At 74.4% G+C, this 24,446-nt stretch carries 19 protein-coding genes and 1 pseudogene; 5 read left to right on the top strand and 15 right to left on the bottom strand.

What is annotated here, in order from left to right:
* The first annotated feature begins 12 nt into the window (after positions 1 to 12).
* A complete protein-coding gene (locus tag OHB09_RS04725; protein WP_328921645.1) occupies positions 13 to 3,006 on the top strand; it encodes an SMC family ATPase in 2,994 nt (997 codons plus the stop codon).
* A gap of 55 nt (positions 3,007 to 3,061) precedes the next feature.
* Here the strand turns inward: OHB09_RS04725 and OHB09_RS04720 are convergent, their stop codons facing one another.
* Both OHB09_RS04720 and OHB09_RS04715 read right to left on the bottom strand, forming a co-directional pair.
* Positions 3,062 to 4,762 (bottom strand): DUF885 domain-containing protein, encoded by a 1,701-nt coding sequence (locus tag OHB09_RS04720; RefSeq protein ID WP_006144195.1) that lies wholly within the window; start codon positions 4,760 to 4,762, stop codon positions 3,062 to 3,064.
* A 93-nt stretch (positions 4,763 to 4,855) separates the two neighbouring features.
* Complete coding sequence (locus OHB09_RS04715) at positions 4,856 to 5,365, bottom strand: Lrp/AsnC family transcriptional regulator (RefSeq protein WP_006144196.1); 510 nt, start codon at positions 5,363 to 5,365, stop codon at positions 4,856 to 4,858.
* A gap of 60 nt (positions 5,366 to 5,425) precedes the next feature.
* Here OHB09_RS04715 and OHB09_RS04710 point away from each other — a divergent pair, with 60 nt between their 5' ends.
* The gene (locus OHB09_RS04710; protein WP_328921644.1) at positions 5,426 to 6,658 is read left to right on the top strand and encodes a trans-sulfuration enzyme family protein; all 1,233 of its coding nucleotides are present in this window, start codon (positions 5,426 to 5,428) and stop codon (positions 6,656 to 6,658) included.
* Between the two features lie 208 nt (positions 6,659 to 6,866).
* Here the strand turns inward: OHB09_RS04710 and OHB09_RS04705 are convergent, their stop codons facing one another.
* The 3 genes from OHB09_RS04705 to OHB09_RS04695 all read right to left on the bottom strand — a co-directional run bounded on the left by OHB09_RS04705 (position 6,867) and on the right by OHB09_RS04695 (position 11,169).
* Positions 6,867 to 8,303, bottom strand: a complete 1,437-nt coding sequence (locus OHB09_RS04705) for a GNAT family N-acetyltransferase (protein ID WP_328921643.1) — start codon at positions 8,301 to 8,303, stop codon at positions 6,867 to 6,869.
* 189 nt (positions 8,304 to 8,492) lie between these two features.
* Positions 8,493 to 10,079, bottom strand: a complete 1,587-nt coding sequence (locus OHB09_RS04700) for an alkaline phosphatase D family protein (protein ID WP_006144199.1) — start codon at positions 10,077 to 10,079, stop codon at positions 8,493 to 8,495.
* A gap of 262 nt (positions 10,080 to 10,341) precedes the next feature.
* Positions 10,342 to 11,169: an alpha/beta fold hydrolase gene (locus OHB09_RS04695; RefSeq protein ID WP_006144200.1), complete on the bottom strand. Its 828-nt coding sequence runs from the start codon at positions 11,167 to 11,169 to the stop codon at positions 10,342 to 10,344.
* A gap of 486 nt (positions 11,170 to 11,655) precedes the next feature.
* Here OHB09_RS04695 and OHB09_RS04690 point away from each other — a divergent pair, with 486 nt between their 5' ends.
* Positions 11,656 to 12,417: a GntR family transcriptional regulator gene (locus OHB09_RS04690; protein WP_006144201.1), complete on the top strand. Its 762-nt coding sequence runs from the start codon at positions 11,656 to 11,658 to the stop codon at positions 12,415 to 12,417.
* A gap of 254 nt (positions 12,418 to 12,671) precedes the next feature.
* Here the strand turns inward: OHB09_RS04690 and OHB09_RS04685 are convergent, their stop codons facing one another.
* The gene (locus tag OHB09_RS04685) at positions 12,672 to 13,829 is read right to left on the bottom strand and encodes an ROK family transcriptional regulator (RefSeq protein ID WP_040897224.1); all 1,158 of its coding nucleotides are present in this window, start codon (positions 13,827 to 13,829) and stop codon (positions 12,672 to 12,674) included.
* 87 nt (positions 13,830 to 13,916) lie between these two features.
* Between OHB09_RS04685 and OHB09_RS04680 the strand changes: the two are divergent.
* Both OHB09_RS04680 and OHB09_RS04675 read left to right on the top strand, forming a co-directional pair.
* A pseudogene (locus tag OHB09_RS04680) lies at positions 13,917 to 14,126 on the top strand (ABC transporter permease); the annotation flags it as partial.
* A 53-nt stretch (positions 14,127 to 14,179) separates the two neighbouring features.
* On the top strand, positions 14,180 to 14,617 hold the full coding sequence (locus OHB09_RS04675) for a hypothetical protein (RefSeq protein WP_328921642.1): 438 nt from the start codon (positions 14,180 to 14,182) through the stop codon (positions 14,615 to 14,617).
* A gap of 33 nt (positions 14,618 to 14,650) precedes the next feature.
* Here OHB09_RS04675 and mug read toward each other — a convergent pair whose 3' ends face one another.
* The 9 genes from mug to bioB all read right to left on the bottom strand — a co-directional run bounded on the left by mug (position 14,651) and on the right by bioB (position 24,279).
* Positions 14,651 to 15,199 (bottom strand): G/U mismatch-specific DNA glycosylase, encoded by a 549-nt coding sequence (gene mug, locus OHB09_RS04670; RefSeq protein ID WP_167794984.1) that lies wholly within the window; start codon positions 15,197 to 15,199, stop codon positions 14,651 to 14,653.
* Positions 15,196 to 16,638, bottom strand: a complete 1,443-nt coding sequence (purB, locus tag OHB09_RS04665) for an adenylosuccinate lyase (RefSeq protein WP_093597606.1) — start codon at positions 16,636 to 16,638, stop codon at positions 15,196 to 15,198. Before purB ends, mug begins: the two co-directional genes overlap by 4 nt.
* A gap of 133 nt (positions 16,639 to 16,771) precedes the next feature.
* Entirely contained in the window at positions 16,772 to 17,569 is a 798-nt protein-coding gene (locus OHB09_RS04660; RefSeq protein WP_006144207.1) for an SGNH/GDSL hydrolase family protein, read from the bottom strand.
* Positions 17,570 to 17,661: 92 nt separating this feature from the next.
* Positions 17,662 to 18,675 (bottom strand): hemolysin family protein, encoded by a 1,014-nt coding sequence (locus tag OHB09_RS04655; protein WP_006144208.1) that lies wholly within the window; start codon positions 18,673 to 18,675, stop codon positions 17,662 to 17,664.
* Positions 18,672 to 20,189: a hemolysin family protein gene (locus OHB09_RS04650; RefSeq protein WP_328921641.1), complete on the bottom strand. Its 1,518-nt coding sequence runs from the start codon at positions 20,187 to 20,189 to the stop codon at positions 18,672 to 18,674. The genes OHB09_RS04655 and OHB09_RS04650 overlap by 4 nt, the downstream gene beginning before the upstream one ends.
* A 213-nt stretch (positions 20,190 to 20,402) precedes the next feature.
* Complete coding sequence (locus OHB09_RS04645; protein WP_328921640.1) at positions 20,403 to 20,822, bottom strand: GNAT family N-acetyltransferase; 420 nt, start codon at positions 20,820 to 20,822, stop codon at positions 20,403 to 20,405.
* Positions 20,823 to 20,914: 92 nt separating this feature from the next.
* On the bottom strand, positions 20,915 to 21,628 hold the full coding sequence (gene bioD, locus OHB09_RS04640; protein ID WP_006144211.1) for a dethiobiotin synthase: 714 nt from the start codon (positions 21,626 to 21,628) through the stop codon (positions 20,915 to 20,917).
* A gap of 1 nt (position 21,629) precedes the next feature.
* A complete protein-coding gene (locus OHB09_RS04635) occupies positions 21,630 to 22,922 on the bottom strand; it encodes an adenosylmethionine--8-amino-7-oxononanoate transaminase (RefSeq protein ID WP_040897226.1) in 1,293 nt (430 codons plus the stop codon).
* Positions 22,915 to 24,279: a biotin synthase BioB gene (bioB, locus tag OHB09_RS04630; protein ID WP_328921639.1), complete on the bottom strand. Its 1,365-nt coding sequence runs from the start codon at positions 24,277 to 24,279 to the stop codon at positions 22,915 to 22,917. Before bioB ends, OHB09_RS04635 begins: the two co-directional genes overlap by 8 nt.
* Positions 24,280 to 24,446: the final 167 nt, after the last annotated feature.

The following is a 24,446-nucleotide window of genomic DNA, read 5'->3' as shown; positions in this document are numbered from 1 at the left end:
GAGGGGGAGCCGATGAGGCTGCACCGGCTGGACATCACGGCCTTCGGGCCCTTCGGCGACACCCAGAGCGTCGACTTCGACGCACTGTCGGCCGCCGGGCTCTTCCTGCTGCACGGGCCGACCGGCGCCGGAAAGACCTCCGTCCTGGACGCCGTCTGCTACGCGCTCTACGGGGCCGTGCCCGGAGCCCGGCAGAGCGGGCAGGGCCTCACCCTGCGCAGCGACCACGCCCCGCCCGGCACCCGCACCGAGGTCCGGCTCGAACTGACCGTCGCCGGCCGCCGACTGGAGGTCACCCGGCAGCCGCCCTGGGCCCGACCCAAGAAACGCGGCACCGGCACGACCACCGACAAGGCGCAGTCCTGGCTGCGCGAGTACGACACCCAGGCCGCCGCCTGGAAGGACCTCAGCCGCTCCCACCAGGAGATCGGCGAGGAGATCACCCAGCTCCTCGGCATGAGCCGGGAGCAGTTCTGCCAGGTCGTACTGCTGCCTCAGGGCGACTTCGCCCGCTTCCTGCGCGCCGACGCCGAGGCCCGCGGCAAGCTGCTCGGACGGCTCTTCGACACCCGGCGGTTCGCCGACGTCGAGAAGCGGCTCGCCGAACTGAGGCGCGCCGCCGAGGCCGACGTGCGGCAGGGGGACGCCGCGCTGCTCGCCGACGCCCACCGCATGCAGCAGGCGGCGGGCGAGGGCGTACCGCTGCCGGAACTGGCCCCGGGCGACCCCGGGCTCGCCGAGGCCGTGCTCACCTGGGCCGCCCTCGCCCGCACCACCGCCCGCGAACGCCTCACGATCGCCACCTGCGCGCGGACCGCCGCCGAGGCCGCCTCCGCCGCCGCCCGCCACGCCCTGGACGAGGCCCGCGAACTGGCCGGGCTGCAGCGCAGGTACGCCGAGGCCCGGGAGCACGCCGACCGCCTCCGCGAGCACGCCGGCACCCACGAGCAGGACCGCGCCCGGATGGAGCGCGCCCGCAAGGCCGAGTCCGTCGCCCCCGCCCTCGACCTGAGGGACACCGCCGAGCGCGAACACGCGCGCGCGGCGCGGGCCGAGGCCGAGGCCCGCGCCGCGCTCCCCGAGCCCCTCGCCGCGCTCGACGCCACCGGACTCGCCGCCGCCGCCCGGCGGGCCGCCGAGGAACGCGGCGGCCTGGACTCGGCCCGACGTGCCGAGGACCGGCTCACCGCACTCCTCACCGAGCAACGGACGCTGGACCGCGAGGAGTCCGCCGACGACGCGGAACTCCGGGACGCCGAGAGCTGGCTCGCCGACTGGGACACCGTCCGGGCGGACCTCCAGGGCCGGATCGACGCCGCGCAGGAGGCCGCCGGCCGCGTCGAACACCTCGCCGGCCTCAGGGAATCGGCCGGCTCCCGGCTCGACGCCGCCCGCCGGCGCGACCGCCTGACCCGCGACGCCGAGGAGGCGGCCGACCGCGCCCTCGCCTCCCGGGAACGCGCCGCCGAGGCCCATGAGACCTGGCTCGACCTGAAGGAGCGCCGGCTGCGCGGCATCGCCGCCGAACTCGCCGCCGGCCTCGCCCCCGGCGAACCCTGCGCGGTCTGCGGCGCCACCGAGCACCCCGCCCCCGCCCGCAAGGACGCGGGCCACGTCGACCGCGAGGCCGAGGAAAGGGCACTCGCCGACCACCGGCGCGCCGAGGAGCGACGGGCCGAGGACGAGCGGCGGCACGGCACCGCACGCGAAACGCTCGCCGCCGCCCGCGCCGAGGCGGGCGAGGCCTCCGTCGCCGAACTGGCCGCACTCGCCGAGGAGGCCGAGCGCGCGTACGCGCGGGCCCGCGACACCGCCTCCGGGCTGCACCCCGCGCAGGAGGAACTGCGCCGGGCCGGGCAGGAACACGAGCGCCGCGAGACCGCCCGCCAGCGGGCCGCCCTGCGCGCCGCCGCCCGGGTCTCCCGCCGTGACGCGCTGGAAGGCGAACGGGCCGTGCTGCGGCAGGAGGTGGACCGCGCCGCCGGGACCGCCGGCAGCGTCGCCGCCCGCGCCGCCCAACTGGACGGCGAGGTCGAGCGGCTCACCCGGGCCGCCGAGGCCGCCCGCCTCGCGGACGACACCGCGCAGCGGCTCAAGACCGCCGACGCCCGCCTCGCCGACGCCGCCTTCCGGGCCGGATTCGACACCCCGGCCGGGGCCGCCGCCGCGCTCCTCGACGAGGAGGCCCACCGCGCCCTGCAACGCCGCCTCGACGCCCGGCAGCAGGAGGAGGCCGCCGTCCGCGCCGTGCTCGCCGAACCGGAGACCGCGGCCGCCGCCCGGCGCCCCGCCGCCGACGTCGAGTCCGCCGAACGGGCGGCCGAAGAGGCCGGCCGGCGCCTTCAGCGGGCCGCCTCCGCACGGGACGCCGCGGCCCGGCGCTGCGCCGAACTCGACCGGCTCTCCGCGCACGCCACCACCGCGGTGCGCCGGCTCGCCCCGCTGCGCGAGACCCACGACCGGGTGGCCCGACTCGCCACCCTCACCGCGGGCACCTCCGCGGACAACGAACGCAGAATGCGGCTCGAGTCGTACGTGCTCGCCGCCCGCCTCGAACAGGTCGCGGCCGCCGCGACCGTCCGGCTGGCACGGATGTCCTCCGGCCGCTACACCCTGGTCCACTCCGACGACCGGTCCGGACGGGGCCGCAGCGGGCTCGGACTGCACGTCGTCGACGCCTGGACAGGGCGCGAACGCGACACCGCGACCCTCTCGGGCGGCGAGACCTTCTTCGCCTCCCTCGCCCTGGCCCTCGGCCTCGCCGACGTCGTCACCGACGAGGCCGGGGGAGTGCGGCTGGACACCCTCTTCATCGACGAGGGCTTCGGAAGCCTCGACGACCAGACGCTGGACGAGGTCCTCGACGTCCTGGACTCCCTGCGCGAACGCGACCGCAGCGTCGGCATCGTCAGCCACGTCCCCGACCTCCGCCGCCGGGTGCACGCGCAACTGGAGGTGCTCAAGGACCGCACGGGCTCACGGGTCCGGCACCGGGGAGTGGGCTGAGCGCGCGGTGCTGAAGGGGGCGGCGCCGAGGTGACCCTCACCGCCGCCCCGCGCCTCACAGCCGCGACAGCTCGTCCACCAGATCGTCGAGGCCCAGCGCCCCCTGGGACAGCGCCGCCATGTGCCACGCCTTCGCGTCGAACGCGTCACCGTGCCGCTTCCGCGCGTTCTCCCGCCCCAGCAGCCACGCCCGCTCGCCCAGCTTGTAGCCGATCGCCTGCCCCGGCATCGACAGGTACCGGGTCAGCTCGCTCTCCACGAAGTCCGCCGGACGGCTGCTGTGCGCGCCGAAGAACTCCTGCGCCAGCTCCGGCGTCCACCGCTCCCCCGGGTGGAAGGGCGAGTCCGCAGGGATGTCCAGCTCCAGGTGCATGCCGATGTCGACGATGACGCGCGCCGCCCGCATCATCTGCGCGTCCAGGTACCCCAGCCGCCGCTCGGGGTCGGTGAGGAAGCCCAGCTCGTCCATCAGCCGCTCCGCGTACAGCGCCCACCCCTCCATGTTGGCGCTGACCCCGCCGATGGTCGCCTGGTAGCGGGAGAGGTCCTCGGCGACGTGCGCCCACTGGGCGAGCTGGAGGTGATGGCCGGGCACGCCCTCGTGGTACCAGGTGGAGACGAGGTCGTAGACGGGGAACCGGGTCTGCCCCATCGTCGGCAGCCAGGTCTGGCCGGGCCGGGAGAAGTCGGCGGACGGGGCGCTGTAGTACGGGGCCGCCGCGCTCCCGGCCGGGGCGATGCGGGACTCCACCCGGCGCACCCGCTCGGCGAGTTCGAAATGGGTGCCGTCCAGCGCCTCGATCGCCTCGTCCATCAGGCCCTGCAGCCAGAGGCGCACCTCCTCCACGCCCTCGATGTGCGTGCCGTGCTCGTCCAGGTGCGCCAGCGCCACCCACGGCGTCCCGGCGCCCGGCAGGACCTTCTCGGCCTCCTGCCGCATCTCGCCGAGCAACCGGTGGAACTCCGACCAGCCGTAGGCGTACGCCTCGTCCAGGTCCAGGTCGGTGCCGTTGAAATAACGCACCCAGCGCGCGTACCGCTCCCGGCCCACCGTGTTCGGGGCTCCCTCGACCGTGGGCGCGTAGACGTCCCGCATCCAGTCGCGCAGCCCGAGGACGGCCGCGGTCGCCCCGCGCGCCGCCGCGTCCAGTTCCTCGCCCAGGGAGGCGGGCAGCGACTCGGGCCGCTCGGCGGCGAAGTCCTCGAACCAGCCGCGCCCGGCACCGGTGTCCGCCCACTCCGTGAGCTGCCCGATGAAGGTCGCGGCCGGGCGCGGCCCGCCGTACAACTTGCGTTCCAGGCCGAGCGCGAGGGACTCGCGGTAGCCGGCGAGGGCGTCCGGGACCGCGCGGAGGCGCTCGGCGACCGCCGCCCAGTCCTCCTCGGTCGCGGTCGGCGTCAGGGTGAAGATCTCGCGCACGGAGTGGACGGGGGAGTGGATGTTGCTGACCGCGCGCAGGCCCTCGTCGGCCTCGTGCACGGCGAGTTCGGCGGTGAGCCGCTCGCGCAGCAGACGCGCGCACCGGCGTTCGATGTCACTGTCCGCGCCCGGCAGGCGTTCCGCCTCGTCGAGCTTCGTGAGGGTCTCCCGCGCCAGCCGTGCGACGGCCTCCTGCCCCGCGGGGGAGGTGTCCGGGAGTTTGCCGGAACTCTCCTTCACGCCGAGGTAGGTGCCGGTGAGGGGGTCGAGTGCGACGAGGGCGTCGACGTAGGCGTCGGCGACCTGACGGGGCAGCTGGCTGTTGGTGTCAGACATGCCGCCCATCCTCGTACGGAAGGGCCGCCCACGTCAGCAGGGCCCTTCGGGTCCCCGCCCGCACCGGCGCGTCCCACCGCCGTGCGGAAGACCTCATTCCCGTGCGGCAGGAGGCAGCGGCCCCTCCGGCGGGCCGGGCGGCAGGAGCGGTCCGCACTCCCACTGCTGGAAGATCAGCCGGGTCTCCACCCGGGCCACCTCGCGGCGGGCCGTGAACTCGTCAAGGACCAGCCGCTGCAGATCGGCCATGTCCGCGACGGCGACATGCACCAGATAGTCCTCGGGGCCGGTGAGGTGAAAGACGGTCAGCGCCTCCGGAAGTGCCCGGATCCGCTCCACGAACGGCCCCACCAACTCCCGCCGGTGCGGCCTGACCTGCACGGACAGCAGTGCCTGGAGTCCACGCCCCAGCTTGGCGGCGTCCAGCCGCAACCGGTGGCCGACGATCACCCCCGAGCGGCGCAGCCGGTTCACCCGGTCCAGACAGGTCGAGGGCGCCACCCCCACCCGGGCGGCGAGGTCCCGGTAGGTGGCCCGGGCGTCGTTCTGCAGCAGCCGCAGCAGATGCAGGTCCACCGGATCCAGTACGACGGATGCGGACATGCGGCGAACGTAGCACGGGGTTCGGCGCCCTGACCCCGGTCTGTGTTCAGTCTGCGGTGCATGGACTTCGGCACCCGTGACACGCACGACGGCCCGCGGCGGCCCGGGGACACCCCCCGCCCCGTCTCCTTCCCCGTCCGGTCCCCGGACACCGAGGCGGTGCACGCCGGGCGCGAGGATCTCGCCGCCCTCGGGCTGCACGCCCCGCCGATCGACCTGTCCACCACCTACCCCAGCGCCGACAGCCGGGGCGAGGCCGCCCGCATCGACGCCTTCGCCGCCGAGGGCGCGGAGCCGGAGGGGCCGCCGGTGTACGGGCGGCTCGGCAACCCCACCGTCGCCCGGTTCGAACAGGCGCTCGCCCGGCTGGAGGGGACCGAGAGCGCGGTCGCCTTCGCCACCGGGATGGCCGCGCTCAGCGCCGTGCTGCTGGCCCGGGGCGCGACAGGGCTGCGGCACGTCGTCGCCGTGCGGCCGCTGTACGGCTGCAGCGACCACCTGCTCACCGCCGGGCTGCTCGGCTCCGAGGTCACCTGGACCGACCCGGCCGGCATCGAGGACGCGCTGCGCCCCGACACCGGGCTGGTGATGATCGAGACCCCGGCCAACCCGACGCTCGCCGAGGCCGATCTGCGGGCCGTCGCCCACGCCTGCGGTTCGGTGCCGCTGCTCGTCGACAACACCTTCGCCACGCCCGTCCTGCAGCGGCCCGCCGCGCACGGGGCGCGGCTCGTGCTGCACAGCGCGACCAAGTACCTCGGCGGGCACGGTGACGTGATGGGCGGGGTCGTCGCCTGCGACGAGGAGTCCGCGCGGCGGCTGCGGCAGATCCGGTTCGCCACCGGGGGCGTCCTGCATCCGCTGGCCGGCTACCTGCTGCTGCGGGGTCTGTCCACGCTCCCGGTGCGGGTGCGGGCGGCCTCCGCCACCGCCGCGGAACTGGCCCGGCGGCTCGCCGCCGACTCGCGCGTGGCCCGGGTCCGCTATCCGCGGATCGGTGGCGCCATGATCGCCTTCGAGACCCACGGCGACCCGCACGAGGTGATCGCCGGGGTCCGGCTGATCACTCCCGCGGTGAGCCTGGGCAGCGTGGACACCCTCATCCAGCATCCGGCCTCGATCAGCCACCGCATCGTCGACGCGGGGGACCGCCGGGACGCCGGCGTCACCGACCGGCTGCTGCGGCTTTCGGTCGGCCTGGAGGACGTCGAGGACCTGTGGGCCGACCTGGACGGGGCGCTGGGCTCCGCGCGGGCCGAGCGCGTGGGAGTGACGCGCGACGCCGTGGGGTGAGGGGCGCCGGTGGCGTGCGGGGCCGGAGGTGTGCGGCGCCGGGTGGTGTGCCGGGACGGTGGTGTGCGGCGCCGCGCGCGTCGTGGGGCGTCGTTCCGACGATTCCCCCGACGCGCCCGTCCTGCCCGGTCAGCGTCCGTCCTACCGGTCAGCGTCCGTCCCACCCGTCAGTGCCCGTCCCACCCGGTCAGCGCCCCGCCCTGGTCGGTCAGTGCCGTCCGGCCCCGTCGGCGTGGGCGGCCCCGGTGCTGTCGGGGGCGGGTGCCGGTGCCGGCGCGAGGCGGGCGGTGACGACGAGGGTGCCCTCCTCGATCTGGTAGTCGAGGGGCAGGCCCAGCCCGCGCATCGCCGCGACCATCCCGGTGTTGGACGCCTGGGTCACCGCGTACACGCTCTCGCAGCCCGCCTCCACCGCCATCGCCACGAGCCGGCCCAGGAGTTGGGCGCCGACGCCCCGCCGCTGCCAGGCGTCCTCCACGAGCAGCGCGACCTCCGTCTCGTCGCCGTCCCACAGCAGATGACCGATGCCCACTATCCGGCCCGACGCGGTCCGCGCCGCGAGCGTGCGCCCGAACCGGGGGCTGAGCAGGTGGTCGAGGTAGCGGTCGACGTCGCCCACCGGACCGTGGTAGCGCATCCGGAGCGTGTGCGCCGAGCAGCGTTCGTGCATCGCCCGGGCCGCCTCCAGATCGGACCCGTCGGCCCGGCGCACGGTGATCGCGTCGCCCCCGGGCAGGGTGAGCACGTCCTGTCCGCCCGGCATCCGCGGGCCGAGCCGCGCGTCCAGTTCGACCAGGGCGCGGGCCCGCGCGAACTCCGTCGGGGTGAACGGGGGGAACGGCCGCTCCACCGTGATCACACCGCCCTCCGGAGCCCGCAGCCGCATGACGGTGTCCTCCAGGGCGCCCTCGACCGGTGTCATGTCCCCGGTGCGTCCCGCGGCTCCGGCGGGCAGCGAGCGGATGGTGCAACGGCCCAGCAACTGCCGCAGCGCCAGCGGAAGTTCCGCCGCGTCCAGGGCCGTGCGGGTGGCGAGGGAGAGGACGCGGGTGGGCGCGTCCACCAGATCGTGGGCGTCGGCCCGCTCGATCCAGGTGCCGGTGCCGCCGGCGCCCGCCACGGAGCGGGTGATCCCGGCGCCGGTCAGCCCGGCGGGGCCCCGCAGCAGGAACTCGTCGACGACGCCCTCGGCCAGCGGGTGCGTCTGCAGGCTCAGGATGTCGACGCGGTGCGCGGCGAGCGCGGCGCACAGCGCGGCGAGCGCGCCCGGCTCGTCCCGCACCGTCGTCCGCATCCGCCACAGCGTGGCCGCGCCGACGGCCTCGGCGACCGCGTCGGACTCGGACGGCCCGGCGTTCTCCGCGGCGGCGGAGGGCCGGGCGCCGGTATCCGCCCCGGGCGGGGCGTGACCGTGCCGGCGTGCCCACCACACGTGGAAGACGGCGGTGGCGACCAGGCCCACGGCGGAGCAGACGAGCAGCATCGGCCCGTCGGGCCCGTGTCCGACGGTGTTCGCGACGGCGTCGGCCACGGCGACCGCCGTGAACAGCGCCGCCAGTTCGACGAGATCCCGCCGCCAGTGGTGGACGGGGCGCCCGTTGCGGGCACGGGTGGTCTTCGGCAGGTGCGACGGGTCCGGTGTCATGGCACCACTGTGGAGGAAGTGTGTTGCCTGATCACGAACGCTTTGTGACTGTGCGGTAAAGCGGTCGATCCGCCCCCTTTTCCGCACCCGCGACGACCGCAACCGACCGCCGCGCGCCGGGGGATGACTCCGACGCGCGACGTGAGCCCCGAGATTACGCGAGCCGCCACCAAGCCGGGCGGGGAGGCGTCACTGACCCACCCGCCCCGGCTGCAGCACCCGGGTGAAAAGCACCGTGCCGTCCTGTTCGCGCAGCCGCACCGTCAACTCCCCGCTGCCGCCGTCGATGTCGACCTCGCCGAAGAACTGGTAGCCCTGCGCGGGCGACACGTTGGAGGCGGTGGGCGCCTTCACGAACACCCGCTCGGGACCGAACGTGCCGTCCAGCGCGCTCGCCGGGAAGGCGCCCGCGTTGAGAGGGCCCGAGACGAACTCCCAGAACGGCTCGAAGTCGGTGAACGCCGCTCGCGAGGGCTGGTAGTGCTGTGCCGAGGTGTGGTGCACGTCCGCCGTAAGCCACACCGTGCCGGTGATCCGCCGGTGCTTGACGAACCGCAGCAGCTCCGCGATCTGCAGTTCCCGGCCGAGGGGCCGGCCGGGATCGCCCTGCGCCACCGCCTCGAAGTTCGGCCGGCCCTCGGTCGTGTCCGGGACGACGAGGCCGAGCGGCATGTCCGCGGCGATCACCTTCCACACCGCCCGTGACCGTGCCAGCTCCCTCTTGAGCCAGGCCAGTTGCTCGGCGCCGAGGATGCCGACCGGGTCGGAGGCCTGGGTGCCGGGGGAGTTGGCGTCGCGGTAGGTGCGCATGTCGAGGACGAAGACGTCGAGCAGCGGGCCGTGCCGCATCACCCGGTACACCCGGCCGTTCCGGTCGCCCGGCGGGAGCGTGGAGATCGGGAAGTACTCGCTGAACGCGCGGCGGGCGCGGGCGGCGAGCACGTCGAGGCGCTTCTCCCGGTAGGCGGTCACCGAGTCGGCGATCACCTCGCCCGGATACCAGTTGTTGCGCACCTCGTGGTCGTCCCACTGGACGATCGAGGGCACCTGGGCGTTGAACCGGCGCAGGTTGTCGTCCAGCAGGTTGTAGCGGAAGTTGCCCCGGTACTCGGCCAGGGTCTCCGCGACCTTCGACTTCTCCTCCGTGGTGACGTTCCGCCAGGTGGAGCCGTCCGGGAGGGCGGCGGTGGCGGAGATCGGGCCGTCGGCGTAGATGCTGTCGCCGCTGCACAGGAAGAAGTCCGGGTCCAGCCTCGCCATCGCGTCGTAGATGCGGTAGCCGCCCAGGTCGGGGTTGATGCCCCAGCCCTGGCCCGCGAGGTCGCCCGACCACAGGAACCGCACGCCACGGCGGCGGCCCGCCGGGGTGGTGCGGAAGGTGCCGGTCACCGGCTCGCCGGTGCGGCGCGGATCGTCCGGGTCGGCGAGCAGCACCCGGTAGTGGATCTGCTCGCCGGCGGGAAGCCCGTGCAGCCGGGTGGTGCCGGTGAGGTCGGTGCCGGGACCAAGAAGCGGGCCGTGCCATCTGCGCGCCTGGCGGAAGGACTCGGTGGCGGCGGTCTCGACGATCATGCGTGCCGGACGGTCCGAACGGACCCAGACCAGCCCGGAGTGGGCGGTGACGTCCCCGGCCTGGACGCCCCAGGGGGCCGCCGGGCGCCCGGACCGGGCGAAGGCCGGCGCCGCGCCGAGCGTGGTGGGCAGGGTGACGGCGGCGGACGCGGCGAGCGCGCCGCGCAGCACGCTGCGGCGGGCCGGTGACGGCGGATGTGACATGACGGGTCCCTCCCGGGGCGGCGCTCGGCCGAGGGTGACGGCCGACGGGTGATCGGTGACGGGCGACGGGCCCCACACCTACCGGCCGCCCACGGCGCCCGCGCGAACACCGGATGAACAACGGGGCGAGCCCACCCCTTCGGAGGCGCGGCGCCCCATCCCGTTCACCAGGCTTCTGCCTCGCCCCCGCTCACCTGCCTGTCCGTGGGCGTGCGGAGACCCGGCGCCGCACTCCCCGGCGACAGCCCCGGGCGCCCGTGCCTCAGCGGCTGCCGTCGAGCAGGACGCGGGCGACCAGCGCCGGGTCGTCGTTCATGGGGACGTGGCCGCAGCCCGGCAGCCGCACCAGCCGGGCGCCGGGAATGATCTGCTTGGCCCGCACGCCCTGCCGGCGGACCAGCAGCCGGTCCTTGGTGCCCCAGGCCACGGTCACGGGCAGGTCGGGGATGTCCTCTGTGAACTGCACGGTGGTGCCGGCCCGCAGGGTCTCGGCGAAGCCCTCGGCGCGGGCCAGGGCGAGCGTCTCGGCGACGACGGCCTCGGGTGAACGGCGGGCGGGGCGGGCGTAGATGCTGCTGGTGAGCACCGTGCGCCCGGCCGCCGAACGGGACAGCCGCTCCACCACGGGCAGCGGCAGGCCCCGCGCCGCCTGGCGCATCGCCGTCAGGATCCCGAAGGCGTACCGCCGTTCGACCGGCGTCCAGAACCCGGCGGGGGACAGCGCGGTGACGGACCGCACCCGCTTCTCCCGGCCCAGTTCCAGGGCGAGCAGACCGCCCAGGGAGTTCCCGGCGACGTGCGGACGGTCGATCCCGAGGGTGTCGCAGAGCGCGCCGAGCGCGGTGTTCATGGTCGGCAGGTCGTGGCGCAGCCCGTCCGGGAGCGGCGCGGACGCACCGAAGCCGGGCAGGTCGACGGCGATCACGTCCCGTTCGGTGGCCAGGATGTCGACGACCGGGTCCCAGGCCTGCCGGTGGTGCCCGATGCCGTGCAGCAGCAGGAGCGGCTCGCCGGTGCCCACGCGTGCGTAGGAGAGGGTGAGAGTGCGCGGACCGTGCGGGGAGGGGACGTCGAAGGACACCGTGGCCATGCTGCTGCTCCTCGTCTGTGGCGATGGTGGCGGACCTCTCCTAGACAGCTTGTCAGCAACGGCTACCGGCGGGTAGTCCCCGGTTGGCGAGAACCGGGCGCAACCACCGGCGATGTCCGGTCACTCGTACGAGACCGCCTGGACACGTTGGGTGGCGACACGGTGGGATGGGCGCGTGCCGCCGGGGTTCGGGACCGGAATCCGCGGGGCGGTTCTCGAGGGGGTGGGGGACCGGGAGGGCGTCGATCACGTCTTCCCGGATGACACGGACGTCCGGCGTGGAGGTCCGGTACGGGGTGCCGGCGCGGAGTTCCGGCATGGGCGTCCGGCGTGCCGTACTGGGCGTATGCCTCCGGGATTTTCCCGCGTTGCCCGATTGGTCTTGACCAAGGGTGGGGACCGTTTTATGGTCCAGAGAAGTGCAACAACCTTTAATAAACAAGGGCGCCAAAACGCCGCCGGGTCACGGCGAATGCGGAGGACAGGGTGGGGACCACGCAGCTGGAGACGGTGCCGGAACCGAAGTACTGGCATCTCAAGAACGTGCTCACGGAGGCGCTCGACTCGGAGTTCTCGGTGGGCGAGATCCTGCCGAACGAGCGTGATCTGGCAGCCCGTTACGGCGTCGCCCGGGCGACCCTGCGGCAGGCACTGGAACAGCTCGAACTGGAGGGCAGACTGCAGCGCCGCCGCGGTGTCGGCACGACGGTCGCGCCGCCGCGCATGGGGGTGGCCGTCGGCTCCGAGGAACAGACCTGGCCCGGCGAGGGCGACGACGCCTGGCAGGCCGCGGACTGCCAGGCGGCACCCGCGCCGCCCGCCGTGACGGAACTGCTGGAGACCGGCCGTGAGGAGGACGTGCACACGGTGCGGCGCACCCGCGTCTCCCACGGCCAGCCCGTCGCCGCCGAACTGCTCTACGTACCCGACGCCTCCGTACCCGACCTGTCGGGCATCGACGCCCCCTCCGGTGCGGCCCGCGCCCGTGCGGTGCTGCGCGAGTTGCACCGGCTGGAACTGGAGGGCGAGTACCGCGCGGTGGAGCTCGGCTCGGCGAGCGCGGAGGACGCGAAGGAACTCGACCGGCTGCCGGGCTCACCGGTCCTCGTCGTCACCACCCGCTTCTACGCCGGGGGCCGCACGGCGGCGGTGTCCGTGGCGACGTACCGGGCGGACACCTGCCGGCTGACCTTCGGCGACGCGGGGGGCGTCGAGATCGACCCCACGCCGGAACGCCGCGCCTCCTGACGCCTGCGGGCGATCCCGGGACCCTCGCGGGGTCCTGCGCGGTGCGCCGCGCAGGGCTCCCCCGAGGGTCCTGCCGCGTCTCAGGCGTCCCACGGGACGGCGTCCCGCAGGGAGGCTTTGGGGGGGCATCCTCAAGGGGGCGTTTCCGGGCGGCGGTGGCCGCGCGTGGCCGGAGGGAGGCAGGGGCCGGGGCCGGGGACGGCGGCGGGTCCCCGGGAGCGGTGTGACACCCCCACCCGAGTTCCGGACCGCGCTCAGTGGCGGGACGTCACCGTCCCCTCCACCGCGAACAACTGCTCCTCCACGTGGTCCAGGGCCAGGCGCAACGCCCCCGTCGCCACCACCGCCTCCCCCACCTCCGACAACGCGACCTTCGGCGGCCGCAGGCAGTACCGCGCCAACTCCCGGCGCAGGGGCTCCAGCACCCCGTCCAGTCCGGCCGCCCAGCCCCCGATCACGACCAGCTCCGGGTCGAGCGCCAGCGCCAGCGCCGCGACATCGTGCACCAACCGCTGCAGGAAGCGCTCCACCGCCTCCCGCGCCCGCGCGTCGCCCTCCCGCGCCAGCGCGAACACCTCGGCCACCGCCTGCTCGTCCAGCGGGTGCAAGGGCCGGCCCGTCGTCGACAGCAGTGTCTCCGGCGTCGCCTCACGGCCCAGCAGATGCAGCGCCCCGATCTCCCCGGCCGCACCCCCGAACCCCCGGTGCAGGCGCCCCCCGATCAGCGCACCCGCCCCGGGGCTCAGTCCCGCCAGTACGAAGACCACGTCGTCGGACTCGGCGGCCGCGCCCTTCCAGTGCTCGCCCACCGCCGCCGCGTTCGCGTCGTTCTCCACCAGCACCGGGCACTTGAAGGAGCGGCTGAGCCGGTCGCCCAGCCTCAGGCCCGTCCACCCCGGCAGGGCCGTGCCCAGCCGCACCGTCCCGTCCGCCTCGACGATCCCGGGGCTGGCCACACCGACCGCGCGCAGCGAGTCGCGCGCCACGCCCGCCCGGCGCAGCAGCTCGGCCACGGTGGTGCGCAGCCGCTCCAGCCGCTCGTCGGCCGGTGCCGTCTCCGAGACGTCCTTGGACAGTGTGCCCAGCTCCCGGCCGTCGAGGTCGGCGAGGACCGCCGTCACCCGGTGCGCTCCGACGTCCAGCCCCAGGAGGTGCCCTGCCTCCGCGCGGAACCGGTAGCGCCGCGCCGGCCGGCCCTGCCGCCGCGCGGCACCCTCCTCGGCCGCCGTCTCCACCACCAGCCCGGCCGCGATGAGCCCCTCGACGACACCCTCGACGGTCGGCCGGGACAGCCCCGTCACCCGGGTGACCTCGGTGAGCGTCGCGCAGTCGGTGGCACGCAAGGCGTGCAGCACCACCGCGGAATTGATCCTTCGCAGCAGCGAGGGGTCCCCGCCGGTGAGCCGCCCCAACGTCCGTCCTCCCAGCTCGTGCGCGTGTGGGGCGGATCGTACTCGGCGCGGCCCGCCCCGGCGAGTGCGAACACCCCACCACCTCCGCTTCCGTTCATCCTCGTCGTGTCCTTCGTCATGGGCGGGGCTGCGGGCACCGCTCTCGTGGACTTCCTGCCCGACCACGCCGGACAGGTGGCACTCCACCGGCGATCCGAGGGAAGTCCCGGTCCGTGGTCGGGACTTGCGGTGACGGCGCTGTGGACGGCCGCCGCGCTCGGGGCCGGCCGGTGGAGCCTGGAGCGCCGGGACGCCTGAGAGGGCCGGCTGACGGCACGCCAACTGTCAGTGGCGGCGGGTTTACTGGAGGCATGAACATCGCCCGCCATGTCGCCCTCATCGAGGAGCTGTGCTTCCGCCCCTTCCCGGCGGAGTACGGCCCGTCGGACGTCGGCTTCGAGGGGCCGGGTCACCACGTGGCGGTCCTGGAGAGCGAGGACGGCGCGGCGGGGGATCCCGCGGCCTGGGCGGTGGCGGTGGAACGGCTGGAGAAGAACCGCGACGCCCTGTACGAGGCACTGGCCGAGCGCTGGGAGGAGGTCGATCCGTGGAACCTGCGGACGGTCCTGCTGCGCACGGCGCGCGAGGAGATACCCGAGCCGTGGGCCTGGCTCGCCGCCCGAGCCGGTGTGGCCTGGCTGTGGGAGGCGCGGGGCACCGGCCGCTGGGTCGCGGTCGCGGTCATCGGCCGGGACCCGGAGGACGAGCCCCGGCTGGTCGTGGTGGTCACGGAGACCGTCCCTCCGTGACCACCGGGGCGACGACCGGGACGACCACCGAGGTCACTCCTGCGTCGCGGCCTCGCGCAGTCGGCCGAACTCCTCCGCCAGCGTGGCCGGCGTCCAGTGCGCGTTCAGTCCGCTCGGATTGGGCAGCACCCACACCCGGGTGTCACCGATGGTCCGCGTCTGGGGCCCCACCCGTGCCTTGCGGTCGTCGAAGGCGGTCCGGTAGGCGGTCACCCCGAGCACGGCCAGCCAGCGCGGCCGCAGCCGGGCGACCTTCGCGCCCAGCAGCCGACCGCCCTCGCGGTACTCCTCGGCGGACAGCTCGTCGGCCCGGGCGGAGGCGCGCGCCACCACATTGGTGATGCCCAGCCCGTACGACAGCAATTCCCGCTGCTCGCAGGGGTGGAGCCGGCGGGGAGTGAACCCGGACAGGTGCAGTGCCGGCCAGAAGCGGTTGCCGGGGCGGGCGAAGTGGTGACCGGTCGCGGCGGTCATGAGCCCGGGGTTGATGCCGCAGAAGAGGACGGCGAGGCCGTCCGCGACCACGTCCGGGACGAGACGGTCGCGAGCGGCCTCCAGTTCCGCCGGGGTGAAGCGGGTCAGAGGATCGCCCCCGGGGTGTAGCCGGCGGCCTCCGGGTGCTGCTTGACGATCTCGCCGATCCGGGCGACGACGGTGGTGACCTGGTCGGCGGCCGCCCCGGTGAAGGACAGCTTGTCGGCCATCAGAGCGGCCAGCGCCTCACGGTCGAGCGGGATGCGCTCGTCGGCGGCGAGCCGGTCGAGGAGCTCGTTGCGCTCGGCGCCCTGCTCGCGCATGGCGAGCGCGGTCGCCACCGCGTTCTCCTTGATCGCCTCGTGGGCCACCTCGCGGCCCACACCGGCCCGCACCGCGCCCATCAGCACCTTGGTGGTGGCCAGGAACGGGAGGTACCGGTCCAGTTCCCGGGCGACGACCGCCGGGAACGCGCCGAACTCGTCGAGCACGGTCAGGAAGGTCTCCAGCAGGCCGTCGAGCGCGAAGAACGCGTCCGGGAGCGCCACCCGGCGCACCACGGAGCAGGACACGTCGCCCTCGTTCCACTGGTCGCCCGCCAGCTCGCCGGTCATCGAGGCGTAGCCGCGCAGGATGACCATGAGGCCGTTGACGCGCTCGCAGGAGCGGGTGTTCATCTTGTGCGGCATCGCGGAGGAGCCGACCTGGCCGGGCTTGAAGCCCTCGGTGACCAGCTCGTGGCCCGCCATCAGCCGGATCGTCTTCGCCAGCGAGGACGGGGCGGCGGCGAGCTGCACGAGAGAGGTGACGACCTCGTAGTCGAGGGAGCGGGGGTAGACCTGGCCGACGGAGGTGAACGCGTGCGCGAAGCCGAGGTGCTCGGCGATGCGGCGCTCCAGCTCCGCGAGGCGGGAGGCGTCGCCGCCGAGGAGGTCCAGCATGTCCTGGGCGGTGCCGACGGGGCCCTTGATGCCGCGCAGCGGGTACCGGCCGAGGAGTTCCTCGACGCGACCGTGGGCCACCAGCAGCTCGTCGGCGGCGGTCGCGAAGCGCTTGCCGAGGGTGGTGGCCTGGGCGGCCACGTTGTGCGAGCGGCCGGCCATGACGAGCTCGCCGTACTCGCCGGACAGTTTGCCGAGCCGGGCCAGGACGGCGACCGTGCGGTCGCGCATCAGCTCCAGCGAACGGCGGATCTGCAACTGCTCGACGTTCTCGGTGAGGTCCCGGGAGGTCATGCCCTTGTGGACCTGCTCGTGCCCGGCGAGGGCGTTGAACTCCTCGATGCGGGCCTTCACGTCGTGCCGGGTGACCTTCTCACGCGCGGCGATGGAGGCGAGGTCGACCTCGTCGAGGACGCGTTCGTAGTCGGCGAGCGCGGCCTCCGGGACCTCGATGCCGAGGTCCTTCTGGGCGCGCAGTACGGCGAGCCAGAGCCTGCGCTCGAGCCTCACCTTCTCCTCGGGCGACCAGAGCGTGGCGAGCTCGGGGGAGGCGTAGCGTCCGGCGAGGACGTTGGGGATGCGGGGCTTGGCGGGCGCAGATGTCACGTGTACGGAGTGTACTGGCGGTTCGTGCAGGTGGGCGGGGCGGGTGCGCTCGGAGGAACCTACGAGTGGCCGGGGTCGGGGCGCGCCTCCGCCCCGGCCGTCCCCGGTCCGCCTGTGCCCCGCCCCCGTTTTCTCAGTTCGCCGGCGGCTCGTAGGGCAGCAGGTCCGGGCGCTTCGGGGGGCGGCCGTCGCCCGAGGAGCGGCCGGTCAGACGGCGCGCTATCCAGGGGAGCAGATGCTGCCGGGCGAACCGGACGTCGGCGGTCCGGCGCGACAGCCACGCCGCCGGGGCGCTCGCCGCCATCGGCGTGCGCCAGTCCACGTCCTCCGCCTCGTAGCCGAGCGCCTGCCACACGCCCTCGGCCACCCGGCGGTGTCCCTCCGCCGTCAGATGGAGCCGGTCGACATCCCACAGCCGGGGGTCGGCGAGCGAGGGTGCCCCGTACAGGTCGACCACGACCGCCCCGTGCCGCTCGGCGAGCGCGTCGACCGTCTCGAACAGGGACTCCATACGGGGCCGGAACCGCTCCAGCACCGGCCCCTGCCGGCCCGGGCTGCGCATCAGCACGAGCTGTTTGCAGGACGGGGCCAGGCGTTCCACCGCCTCCGTCAGCAGGTCCCGTACCCGGACCATGTCGCACTTGGGCCGCAGCGTGTCGTTGAGGCCGCCGACCAGCGTGATCACTTCGGCGCCCATCGCGGCGGCCACGTCGACCTGCTCGTCGACGATCTGGCCGATCAGCTTGCCCCGCACGGCGAGGTTGGCGTACCGGAAACCGGGCGACGCCGCGGCCATCCGCCCGGCGAGGAGGTCGGCCCAGCCGCGGTAGGTGCCGTCGGGCAACAGGTCCGACATGCCCTCCGTGAAGGAGTCGCCGACCGCGACCAGGCTGGAGTAAGGGGGGCTGAGGTGAGGAGGGTTCGTCTGCATGGCGTCCCGATGCTAACGCGCCCGGCATACCGGCCGGTCGGTGGCCGGGGCGTCACCATGGCCCCGGACACCCCGGACACCCCGCGCCCCCGTCACACGGGCCGGCCGAACAGCTCCCTCAGGACGTCCTCCATCGTCACCAGGCCCGACAGCCGCCCGTCCGGGCCGATCACCGCGGCGAGGTGGGCGCGGCCGCCCCGCATCGCGGTGAGCACGTCGTCCAGGGGCGTGGTCTCCCGGACCCGGGCGATCGCCCGCATCTCCTGGACCGGGAACGGCACCCCGCGCGGCCCCGCGTCCAGCGCGTCCTTCACATGCAGGTACCCGACGATCCGCCGGGTCGCGTCGACCACCGGGAAGCGCGAGAAACCGGACTGCGCGGAGAGCTGCTCCAGCTGTTCCGGAGTGACGCCCACGCGCGCGGTGACGATCTTCTCCAGGGGCAGCACCACGTCGCGCACCGGGCGGCGCCCCAGCTCCAGCGCGTCGTGCAGACGTTCCTGCGCGCGTTCGTCGATCAGTCCCGCCTCGCTGGAGTCCTGCACGAGACGAGCCAGCTCGTCGTCCGAGAACGTGGCCGCGACCTCGTCCTTCACCTCCACCCGCAGCAGCTTGAGCAGCCCGTTGGCGAAGGCGTTGACCGTGAAGATCACCGGCCGCAGCGCGCGGGCCAGCCCGACCAGCGGCGGACCGAGGAGCAGCGCCGTCCGCACCGGCTCGGCCAGCGCCAGGTTCTTCGGCACCATCTCGCCCAGCAGCATGTGCAGATAGGTGGCGAGCGACAGCGCGATCACGAACGACACCGCGTGCCCCGCGCCCGCCGGCACGCCCACCGCGTGGAAGACCGGTTCCAGCAGGTGCGCGATCGCCGGTTCGGCGACCACGCCGAGGACCAGCGTGCACAGGGTGATCCCCAGCTGTGCCGCGGCCAGCAGCGCCGACACGTGCTGCAGACCCCACAGCACGGCCCGCGCCCGGCGGTCGCCCTCCTCGGCGCGCGGCTCGATCTGACTGCGGCGCACCGAGATCAGCCCGAACTCGGCTCCCACGAAGAAGGCGTTCGCGACCAGGGTGAGCAGGCCGATCAACAGCTGTACGGCGGTCATCGACCCTCCTCCTCGTGTTCCCCGCGCTCTGCGCGCTTCGCGCGTTCTCCGCGTTTCCCGTGCTCTCCGTGCTCTCCGTGCTCTCCGCGTTTCCCACGTGCTGACTGCGCTGCCGCGTCGGTGTCGCCGGAGAGCTCGCCGCCCCCGGCCCGCCCGGCCCTCCCCGCCTGTCCGGTCTTCTCCGCCTGCACGGCGGTCCCGGCGTCCTCCGCCGCGGGCGCGTGCAGCAGTACCCGGGCCGCCCGGCGGCCCGTCGCGTCCACCACGTCCATCCGCCAGCCCGCGACCTCGACCCGGTCGCCCGCGGCCGGTATCCGGCCGAGTGCGGCCGCCACCAGTCCGGCGAGTGTCTCGTAGGGTCCGTCCGGCGCCCGCAGCCCCACCCGCGCGAGCTGGTCGAGGCGGGCCGAGCCGTCCGCGTCGTACCGCGCGCGGCCGTCCTCGTCCGTGCCGGCCGGGGCCAGGTCGGGCGTCTCGTGCGGGTCGTGCTCGTCCCGCACCTCGCCGACGACCTCCTCGACGATGTCCTCCAGCGTGGCCACCCCGGCCGTGCCGCCGTACTCGTCGATGACGACGGCCATGGTCTGCCGCCCCGACAGCCGGTCGAGGAGCCGGTCCACGGTGAGGGACTCGGGCACGAACAGGGGCTCCCGCATCACCTGGCCGAGCGTGCGCAGGGGCCGTTCGGCGGCGGGCACCGCGAGGACGTCCCGGATGTGGGCGACGCCCACGACCGAGTCCAGGCTCTCGCGGTAGACCGGGAAGCGGGACAGTCCCGTCGCGCGGGTCGCGTTGGCCACGTCCTCGCAGGTCGCCTGGAGGTCGAGGGCGACGACCTGCACCCGCGGCGTCATCACGTTCTCCGCGGTGAGATCGGCGAGGTTGAGGGTGCGCACGAACAGTTCGGCGGTGTCCGCCTCCAGCGCCCCCTCCTTCGCGGAGTGCCGGGCGAGCGCCACCAGCTCCTGGGGCCCGCGCGCGTGCGCCAGCTCCTCGGCGGGCTCGAAGCCGAAGCGCCGTACGACATGGTTGGCGGTGTTGTTGAGATGGGTGATGAAGGGCCGGAAGGCCGCGCTGAACCAGCTCTGCGGCGTCCCCACCCGCTTGGCCATCGCCAGTGGCGTGGAGATCGCCCAGTTCTTCGGCACCAGCTCGCCGACGACCATCAGGAACACCGTCGACACCGCCGTGCCGAGCACGAGGGCCACCGACGTGGACGCCGAGGACGGGACCCCGATGTCCTCCAGCGGCCCCGAGATCAGCTTGGAGATCGACGGCTCGGCGAGCATGCCGACCACCAGGTTGGTGACCGTGATGCCGAGCTGGGCGCCGGAGAGCTGGAACGTGAGCTGCCGTACGGCCTTCAGGGCGCCCGCCGCTCCGCGCTCACCGCGCTCGACGGCCCGTTCCAGGTCGCCGCGCTCGACGGTGGTCAGCGAGAACTCGGCGGCCACGAACGCGCCGCACGCCAGCGACAGTGCCACCGCCACCAGCAGCAGGAACACCTCGGTCATCGGGTCATCTCCGTCCCGTGCCCGGCCCGGGACGGGAGGCCCGGACGGCGCCGGTCACCCCGGGGTGCGTGGTGGGTACTACTGGGAGGCTCGCCCATGCGGGGACGCTCACACCTTTCATGGAGGGACGGGTGATCCCCAGGGGGGACCATGCGATGCCACAAGGGTAAAGGATGGGCAAAGGTGTGCGGCGCGTCCGTCACCGTGAGGTGATCACACCGGCTTGACCCAGCGCCGCCAGTGGTCCTCACGGTGGTAGCCGGATGCCTCCCATGCGCGGCGCGCCCGTTCGTTGGCCTCCAGGACCATGGCGTCGGACCGTCGCCCACCGAGGGCGACGAACCGCTGCTCCGCGGAGTCCAGCAGGGCGCGTGCGATGCCCTGCCGGCGGTGGTCCGGACGCACGGCCAGCCGGTAGGCGTGGCACCGCCAGCCGTCGAAGCCGGCGATCACCGTCCCGAGGAGGACCCCCTCCCGCTCCGCGAGGAGCAGGGCCTCGGGATCCCGGTCGAGCAACCGCGCCACCCCGTCCCGGTCGTCGCTGATGCTCGTCCCCTCGGCCGCCGTGCGCCAGAACAGCAGCACGGCGTCGATGTCGGAGGGAGTGGCGTGGCGGACGGAAAGATCACTCATGGGGGAGAGCGAAGCAGAGGGCGGGCGCGGGCGTCGACCGTTTTCCCACCCCTCCACCACCGTCTCCCCCCACCCCTCCACCGCCGTCTTTCCTACCCCTCCACCGCCGTCGACGCCTCCACCCGCCACGTCCCGCCCAGCTCCGCCGCCAGCCACTCTCCCGCCTTCGCCCGGAAGGCCGGCGGGGGCCAGCCGCCCGCTCCCGCCGGAACCGCCCCCACCAGGGGGACGCCGGTGACCTCCGGAAGGTCGGTGAGGTTGCAGCGGGTCGCCAGGTCGGGGTGCGCGGGCCACGAGCCGAGGAGGACGCCCGCCGGGGTGAGGCCCCGCCGGGCCAGTTCCCGGGTCGTCAGCTCCGTCGCGTTGAGGGTGCCGAGTCCCGCCGTGGCGACGACCAGCACGGGCGCCGAGAGCAGCCCCGCCACGTCCGCCAGGGTGCCGCCGTCCTCGTCGAGGCGGACCAGCAGCCCGCCCGCCCCCTCGACCAGCACCAGGTCGTGCTCGGCGGCCAGTTTCTCCGCCGCCTCGGCCACCTCGGCCGGCCGCACCGGCGGCAGCCCGGCCCGTCGCGCAGCCGTGGCGGGCGCCAACGGCTCGGGGTAGCGGGCGAGTTCCCGCCACGTGGCGGCGCCCGAGAGGCGCACCGCCTCCTCCGCGTCGCCGCGCCGGCCGGGCGCCAGCCCTGTCTGTGCCGGTTTCAGCACGGCCACCGAGCGGCCGTCCGCGACCGCCACCGCGGCGAGGGCGGCGGTGGCCACCGTCTTGCCGATCTCGGTCCCCGTTCCCGAGACCACCAGAATCGTCATCTCACGCCTCCCGCGCCGCCGCGCACACCGCGCGGCCGATCCGTGCCAGGTCCTCGTCCCCGGTGACGTAGGGCGGCATCGTGTAGACGAGGTCGCGGAACGGCCGCAGCCACACGCCCTCGCGCACCGCCGCCCGCGTCGCCGCCGCCATGTCGACCTCGTGGTCGAGCTGGACCACTCCGATCGCGCCGCGCACCCGCACGTCCCGTACGCCCGGCAGCGCGCGGGCCGGGGCGAGCCCCTCGCGCAGGCCCGCCTCGATCCGGGCGACCTCCGCCCGCCAGTCCTGACCGAGCAGGAGCCCGATCGAGGCGCAGGCCACGGCGGCGGCCAGCGGGTTTCCCATGAAGGTGGGCCCGTGGGCGAGCACCGGCACCTCGCCGCGCGAGATGCCCTCGGCGACCCGGGCCGTGCAGAGCGTCGCCGCCAGCGTCATGTACCCGCCGGTCAGCGCCTTGCCCACGCACATCACGTCCGGCGTCACGGCCGCGTGGTCGGCGGCGAACAGCGCGCCCGTGCGCCCGAAGCCGGTGGCGATCTCGTCGAACACCAGCAGCACGTCGTGCGCCTCGCAGGCCTCCCGCAGCACCCGCAGGTACGCGGGGGAGTGGAAGCGCATGCCGCCCGCGCCCTGCACCACCGGTTCGACGATCACCGCGGCCAGTTCGTGCGCGTGGCGTTCCACGAGCGCGCGGAGGTGCTCGGCGTACGCCTCCTCGTACTCCGTCGGAGGCGCGTCGGCGAACACCTGACGCGGCAGCGCCCCCTGCCACAGCTCGTGCATCCCTCCCTCGGGGTCGCACACGGACATCGGGTGCCAGGTGTCGCCGTGGTAGCCGCCGCGCCAGGTCAGCAGCCGCCGCTTCGCCGGGCGCCCCAGCGAACGCCAGTACTGCAGGCACATCTTGACCGCGACCTCGACCGAGACCGACCCGGAGTCGGCGAGGAAGACGTGCTCGAGACCGTCAGGAGACATGTCGACAAGGAGCTTCGCCAGCCGTACGGCGGGCTCGTGGGTGAGCCCGCCGAACATCACATGGCTCATCCGCCCGAGCTGCTCGCGCGCGGCCTCGTTGAGCACCGGGTGGTTGTAGCCGTGGATCGCCGACCACCAGGACGACATGCCGTCGACCAGTTCCCCGGAACCGTCCGCGAGCCGCAGCCGGACCCCGCTCGCCGCCTCCACGACGAGCGGTTCGACGCGGCCGGGCATCGGGCCGTAGGGGTGCCACACGTGCCGCCGGTCTAGCGCGAGCAGTTCGGTCACCCCCCACGGGCCTGAGGGCTCAGGCATTGGGCGCGAGATCCGTTCCCGCACCCCGGCGGCGCACGGCGACGAGATCGGTACGCGCCGCGTCCGTACGTGCCGCGTCCGTACGAGCCGCATCTGTACGAGCCGCATCTGTACGAGCCGCGTCCGTACGCGCCGCGTCCGTACGAGCGGCGTCGGCTCCCGCCGCCGCGGACTCCGCCACGGACTCCGCCGCGGTGGACCCGGCCGCACCGGCGTGCCCCCCGCACCCGGCGCCCCCCGCCTCCGCCCCGCACCCGGCGCCCTCGCCGCGGTGGGACCCGCGGGCGCCGCCGTCTCCGTGGGACCCGCAGGCGCCCGCGCCCTCGTGCGCCCCGCAGCCGCAACCCGCGGCCGCCCGGTGCGCGGGCAGGGTCACCTCGTCCGCGCCCTCCACCTCGAAGCCGGCGTCGGCGATCATCTCCAGGTCGGCCCGGCCGGCCTGGCCCTCCGTGGTGAGGTAGTCCCCGAGGAAGATCGAGTTGGCCAGGTGCAGTGCGAGCGGCTGCAGGGTGCGCAGGTGCACCTCGCGGCCGCCCGCGATCCGCACCTCGACGTCCGGGCACACGAACCGCACCATCGCCAGGATGCGCAGGCAGCGCTGCGGGGTGAGGTTCCACTCCGCGGCCAGCGGGGTGCCCTCGACCGGGATGAGGAAGTTGACCGGCACCGAGTCCGGGTCCAGTGCGCGCAGCGCGAACACGACGTCGACCAGGTCCTCGTCGCTCTCGCCCATTCCGGCGATCAGCCCCGAGCAGGCCGACAGCCCTGCGGCGTGCGCCTTGCGCACGGTGTCGACCCGGTCGGCGTAGGTGTGCGTGGTGGTGATGTCCCCGTACGTGGCCTCGGAGGTGTTGAGGTTGTGGTTGTACGCGTCGGCGCCGGCCGCGCGCAGCCGCTCCGCCTGGCCCTCGGAGAGCAGTCCGAGGCAGGCGCACACCTCGACGTCCTCGTGCCGTTCCTTGATGGCCGCGATGGTGCCGGCCACGCGCTCCACGTCACGGTCGGTCGGGCCTCGCCCGGACGCCACCAGGCAGACCCTCTTGGCGCCGCCCGCCAGCCCCGCCGCCGCGGCCTTCGAGGCCTCCTCCGGCTTCAGCCAGCTGTACTTGAGGATGCCGGTGTCGGAGCCCAGTCGCTGCGAGCAGTAGGAGCAGTCCTCCGGGCACAGGCCCGACTTGAGGTTGACGAGGTAGTTGAGTTTCACCCGCCGCCCGAACCAGTGCCGGCGCACCCGCCCGGCCGCGGCCACCACGTCGAGCACGTCGTCGTCGGAAGTGGCGAGGACGGCCAGCGCTTCCTCGCGGGTCGGCGTCTCGCGCCGAAGCCCCTTGTCCACCAGCGTGTTCAGCAGGTTCATGGAAGCCGATCCTGGCGTACGACGGGTGCCCGGGCCAAGGAGGGATCGCACAACTCCGGGCGTGCGACGTGTGGGTATTGCCACACCCTGGGCGGCCCGTGCCCGCACTAGTGTCTGTGCACTGCCTACAAACGCGCGTGCGCACCGCCCGCGACGGCGAGGGCGTG

Origin of the sequence: Streptomyces griseoaurantiacus, from assembly GCF_036189845.1 — a bacterium.
In the GTDB taxonomy this organism is placed as follows: Bacteria; Actinomycetota; Actinomycetes; order Streptomycetales; family Streptomycetaceae; genus Streptomyces; species Streptomyces griseoaurantiacus.
Note: the sequence above shows the minus strand (reverse complement) of the source record. Positions and strands in the feature narration are given on the sequence as shown.

What these genes read in the sequence shown, in the direction of transcription:
- OHB09_RS04725 (WP_328921645.1), top strand. Translation starts at nt 13, where the DNA reads ATGAGGCTGCACCGGCTGGACATCACGGCCTTCGGGCCCTTCGGCGAC.
- OHB09_RS04720 (WP_006144195.1), bottom strand. Translation starts at nt 4,762, where the DNA reads ATGTCTGACACCAACAGCCAGCTGCCCCGTCAGGTCGCCGACGCCTAC.
- OHB09_RS04715 (WP_006144196.1), bottom strand. Translation starts at nt 5,365, where the DNA reads ATGTCCGCATCCGTCGTACTGGATCCGGTGGACCTGCATCTGCTGCGG.
- OHB09_RS04710 (WP_328921644.1), top strand. Translation starts at nt 5,426, where the DNA reads ATGGACTTCGGCACCCGTGACACGCACGACGGCCCGCGGCGGCCCGGG.
- OHB09_RS04705 (WP_328921643.1), bottom strand. Translation starts at nt 8,303, where the DNA reads ATGACACCGGACCCGTCGCACCTGCCGAAGACCACCCGTGCCCGCAAC.
- OHB09_RS04700 (WP_006144199.1), bottom strand. Translation starts at nt 10,079, where the DNA reads ATGTCACATCCGCCGTCACCGGCCCGCCGCAGCGTGCTGCGCGGCGCG.
- OHB09_RS04695 (WP_006144200.1), bottom strand. Translation starts at nt 11,169, where the DNA reads ATGGCCACGGTGTCCTTCGACGTCCCCTCCCCGCACGGTCCGCGCACT.
- OHB09_RS04675 (WP_328921642.1), top strand. Translation starts at nt 14,180, where the DNA reads ATGAACATCGCCCGCCATGTCGCCCTCATCGAGGAGCTGTGCTTCCGC.
- OHB09_RS04660 (WP_006144207.1), bottom strand. Translation starts at nt 17,569, where the DNA reads ATGCAGACGAACCCTCCTCACCTCAGCCCCCCTTACTCCAGCCTGGTC.
- OHB09_RS04655 (WP_006144208.1), bottom strand. Translation starts at nt 18,675, where the DNA reads ATGACCGCCGTACAGCTGTTGATCGGCCTGCTCACCCTGGTCGCGAAC.
- OHB09_RS04650 (WP_328921641.1), bottom strand. Translation starts at nt 20,189, where the DNA reads ATGACCGAGGTGTTCCTGCTGCTGGTGGCGGTGGCACTGTCGCTGGCG.
- OHB09_RS04645 (WP_328921640.1), bottom strand. Translation starts at nt 20,822, where the DNA reads ATGAGTGATCTTTCCGTCCGCCACGCCACTCCCTCCGACATCGACGCC.
- bioD (WP_006144211.1), bottom strand. Translation starts at nt 21,628, where the DNA reads ATGACGATTCTGGTGGTCTCGGGAACGGGGACCGAGATCGGCAAGACG.
- OHB09_RS04635 (WP_040897226.1), bottom strand. Translation starts at nt 22,922, where the DNA reads ATGCCTGAGCCCTCAGGCCCGTGGGGGGTGACCGAACTGCTCGCGCTA.
- bioB (WP_328921639.1), bottom strand. Translation starts at nt 24,279, where the DNA reads ATGAACCTGCTGAACACGCTGGTGGACAAGGGGCTTCGGCGCGAGACG.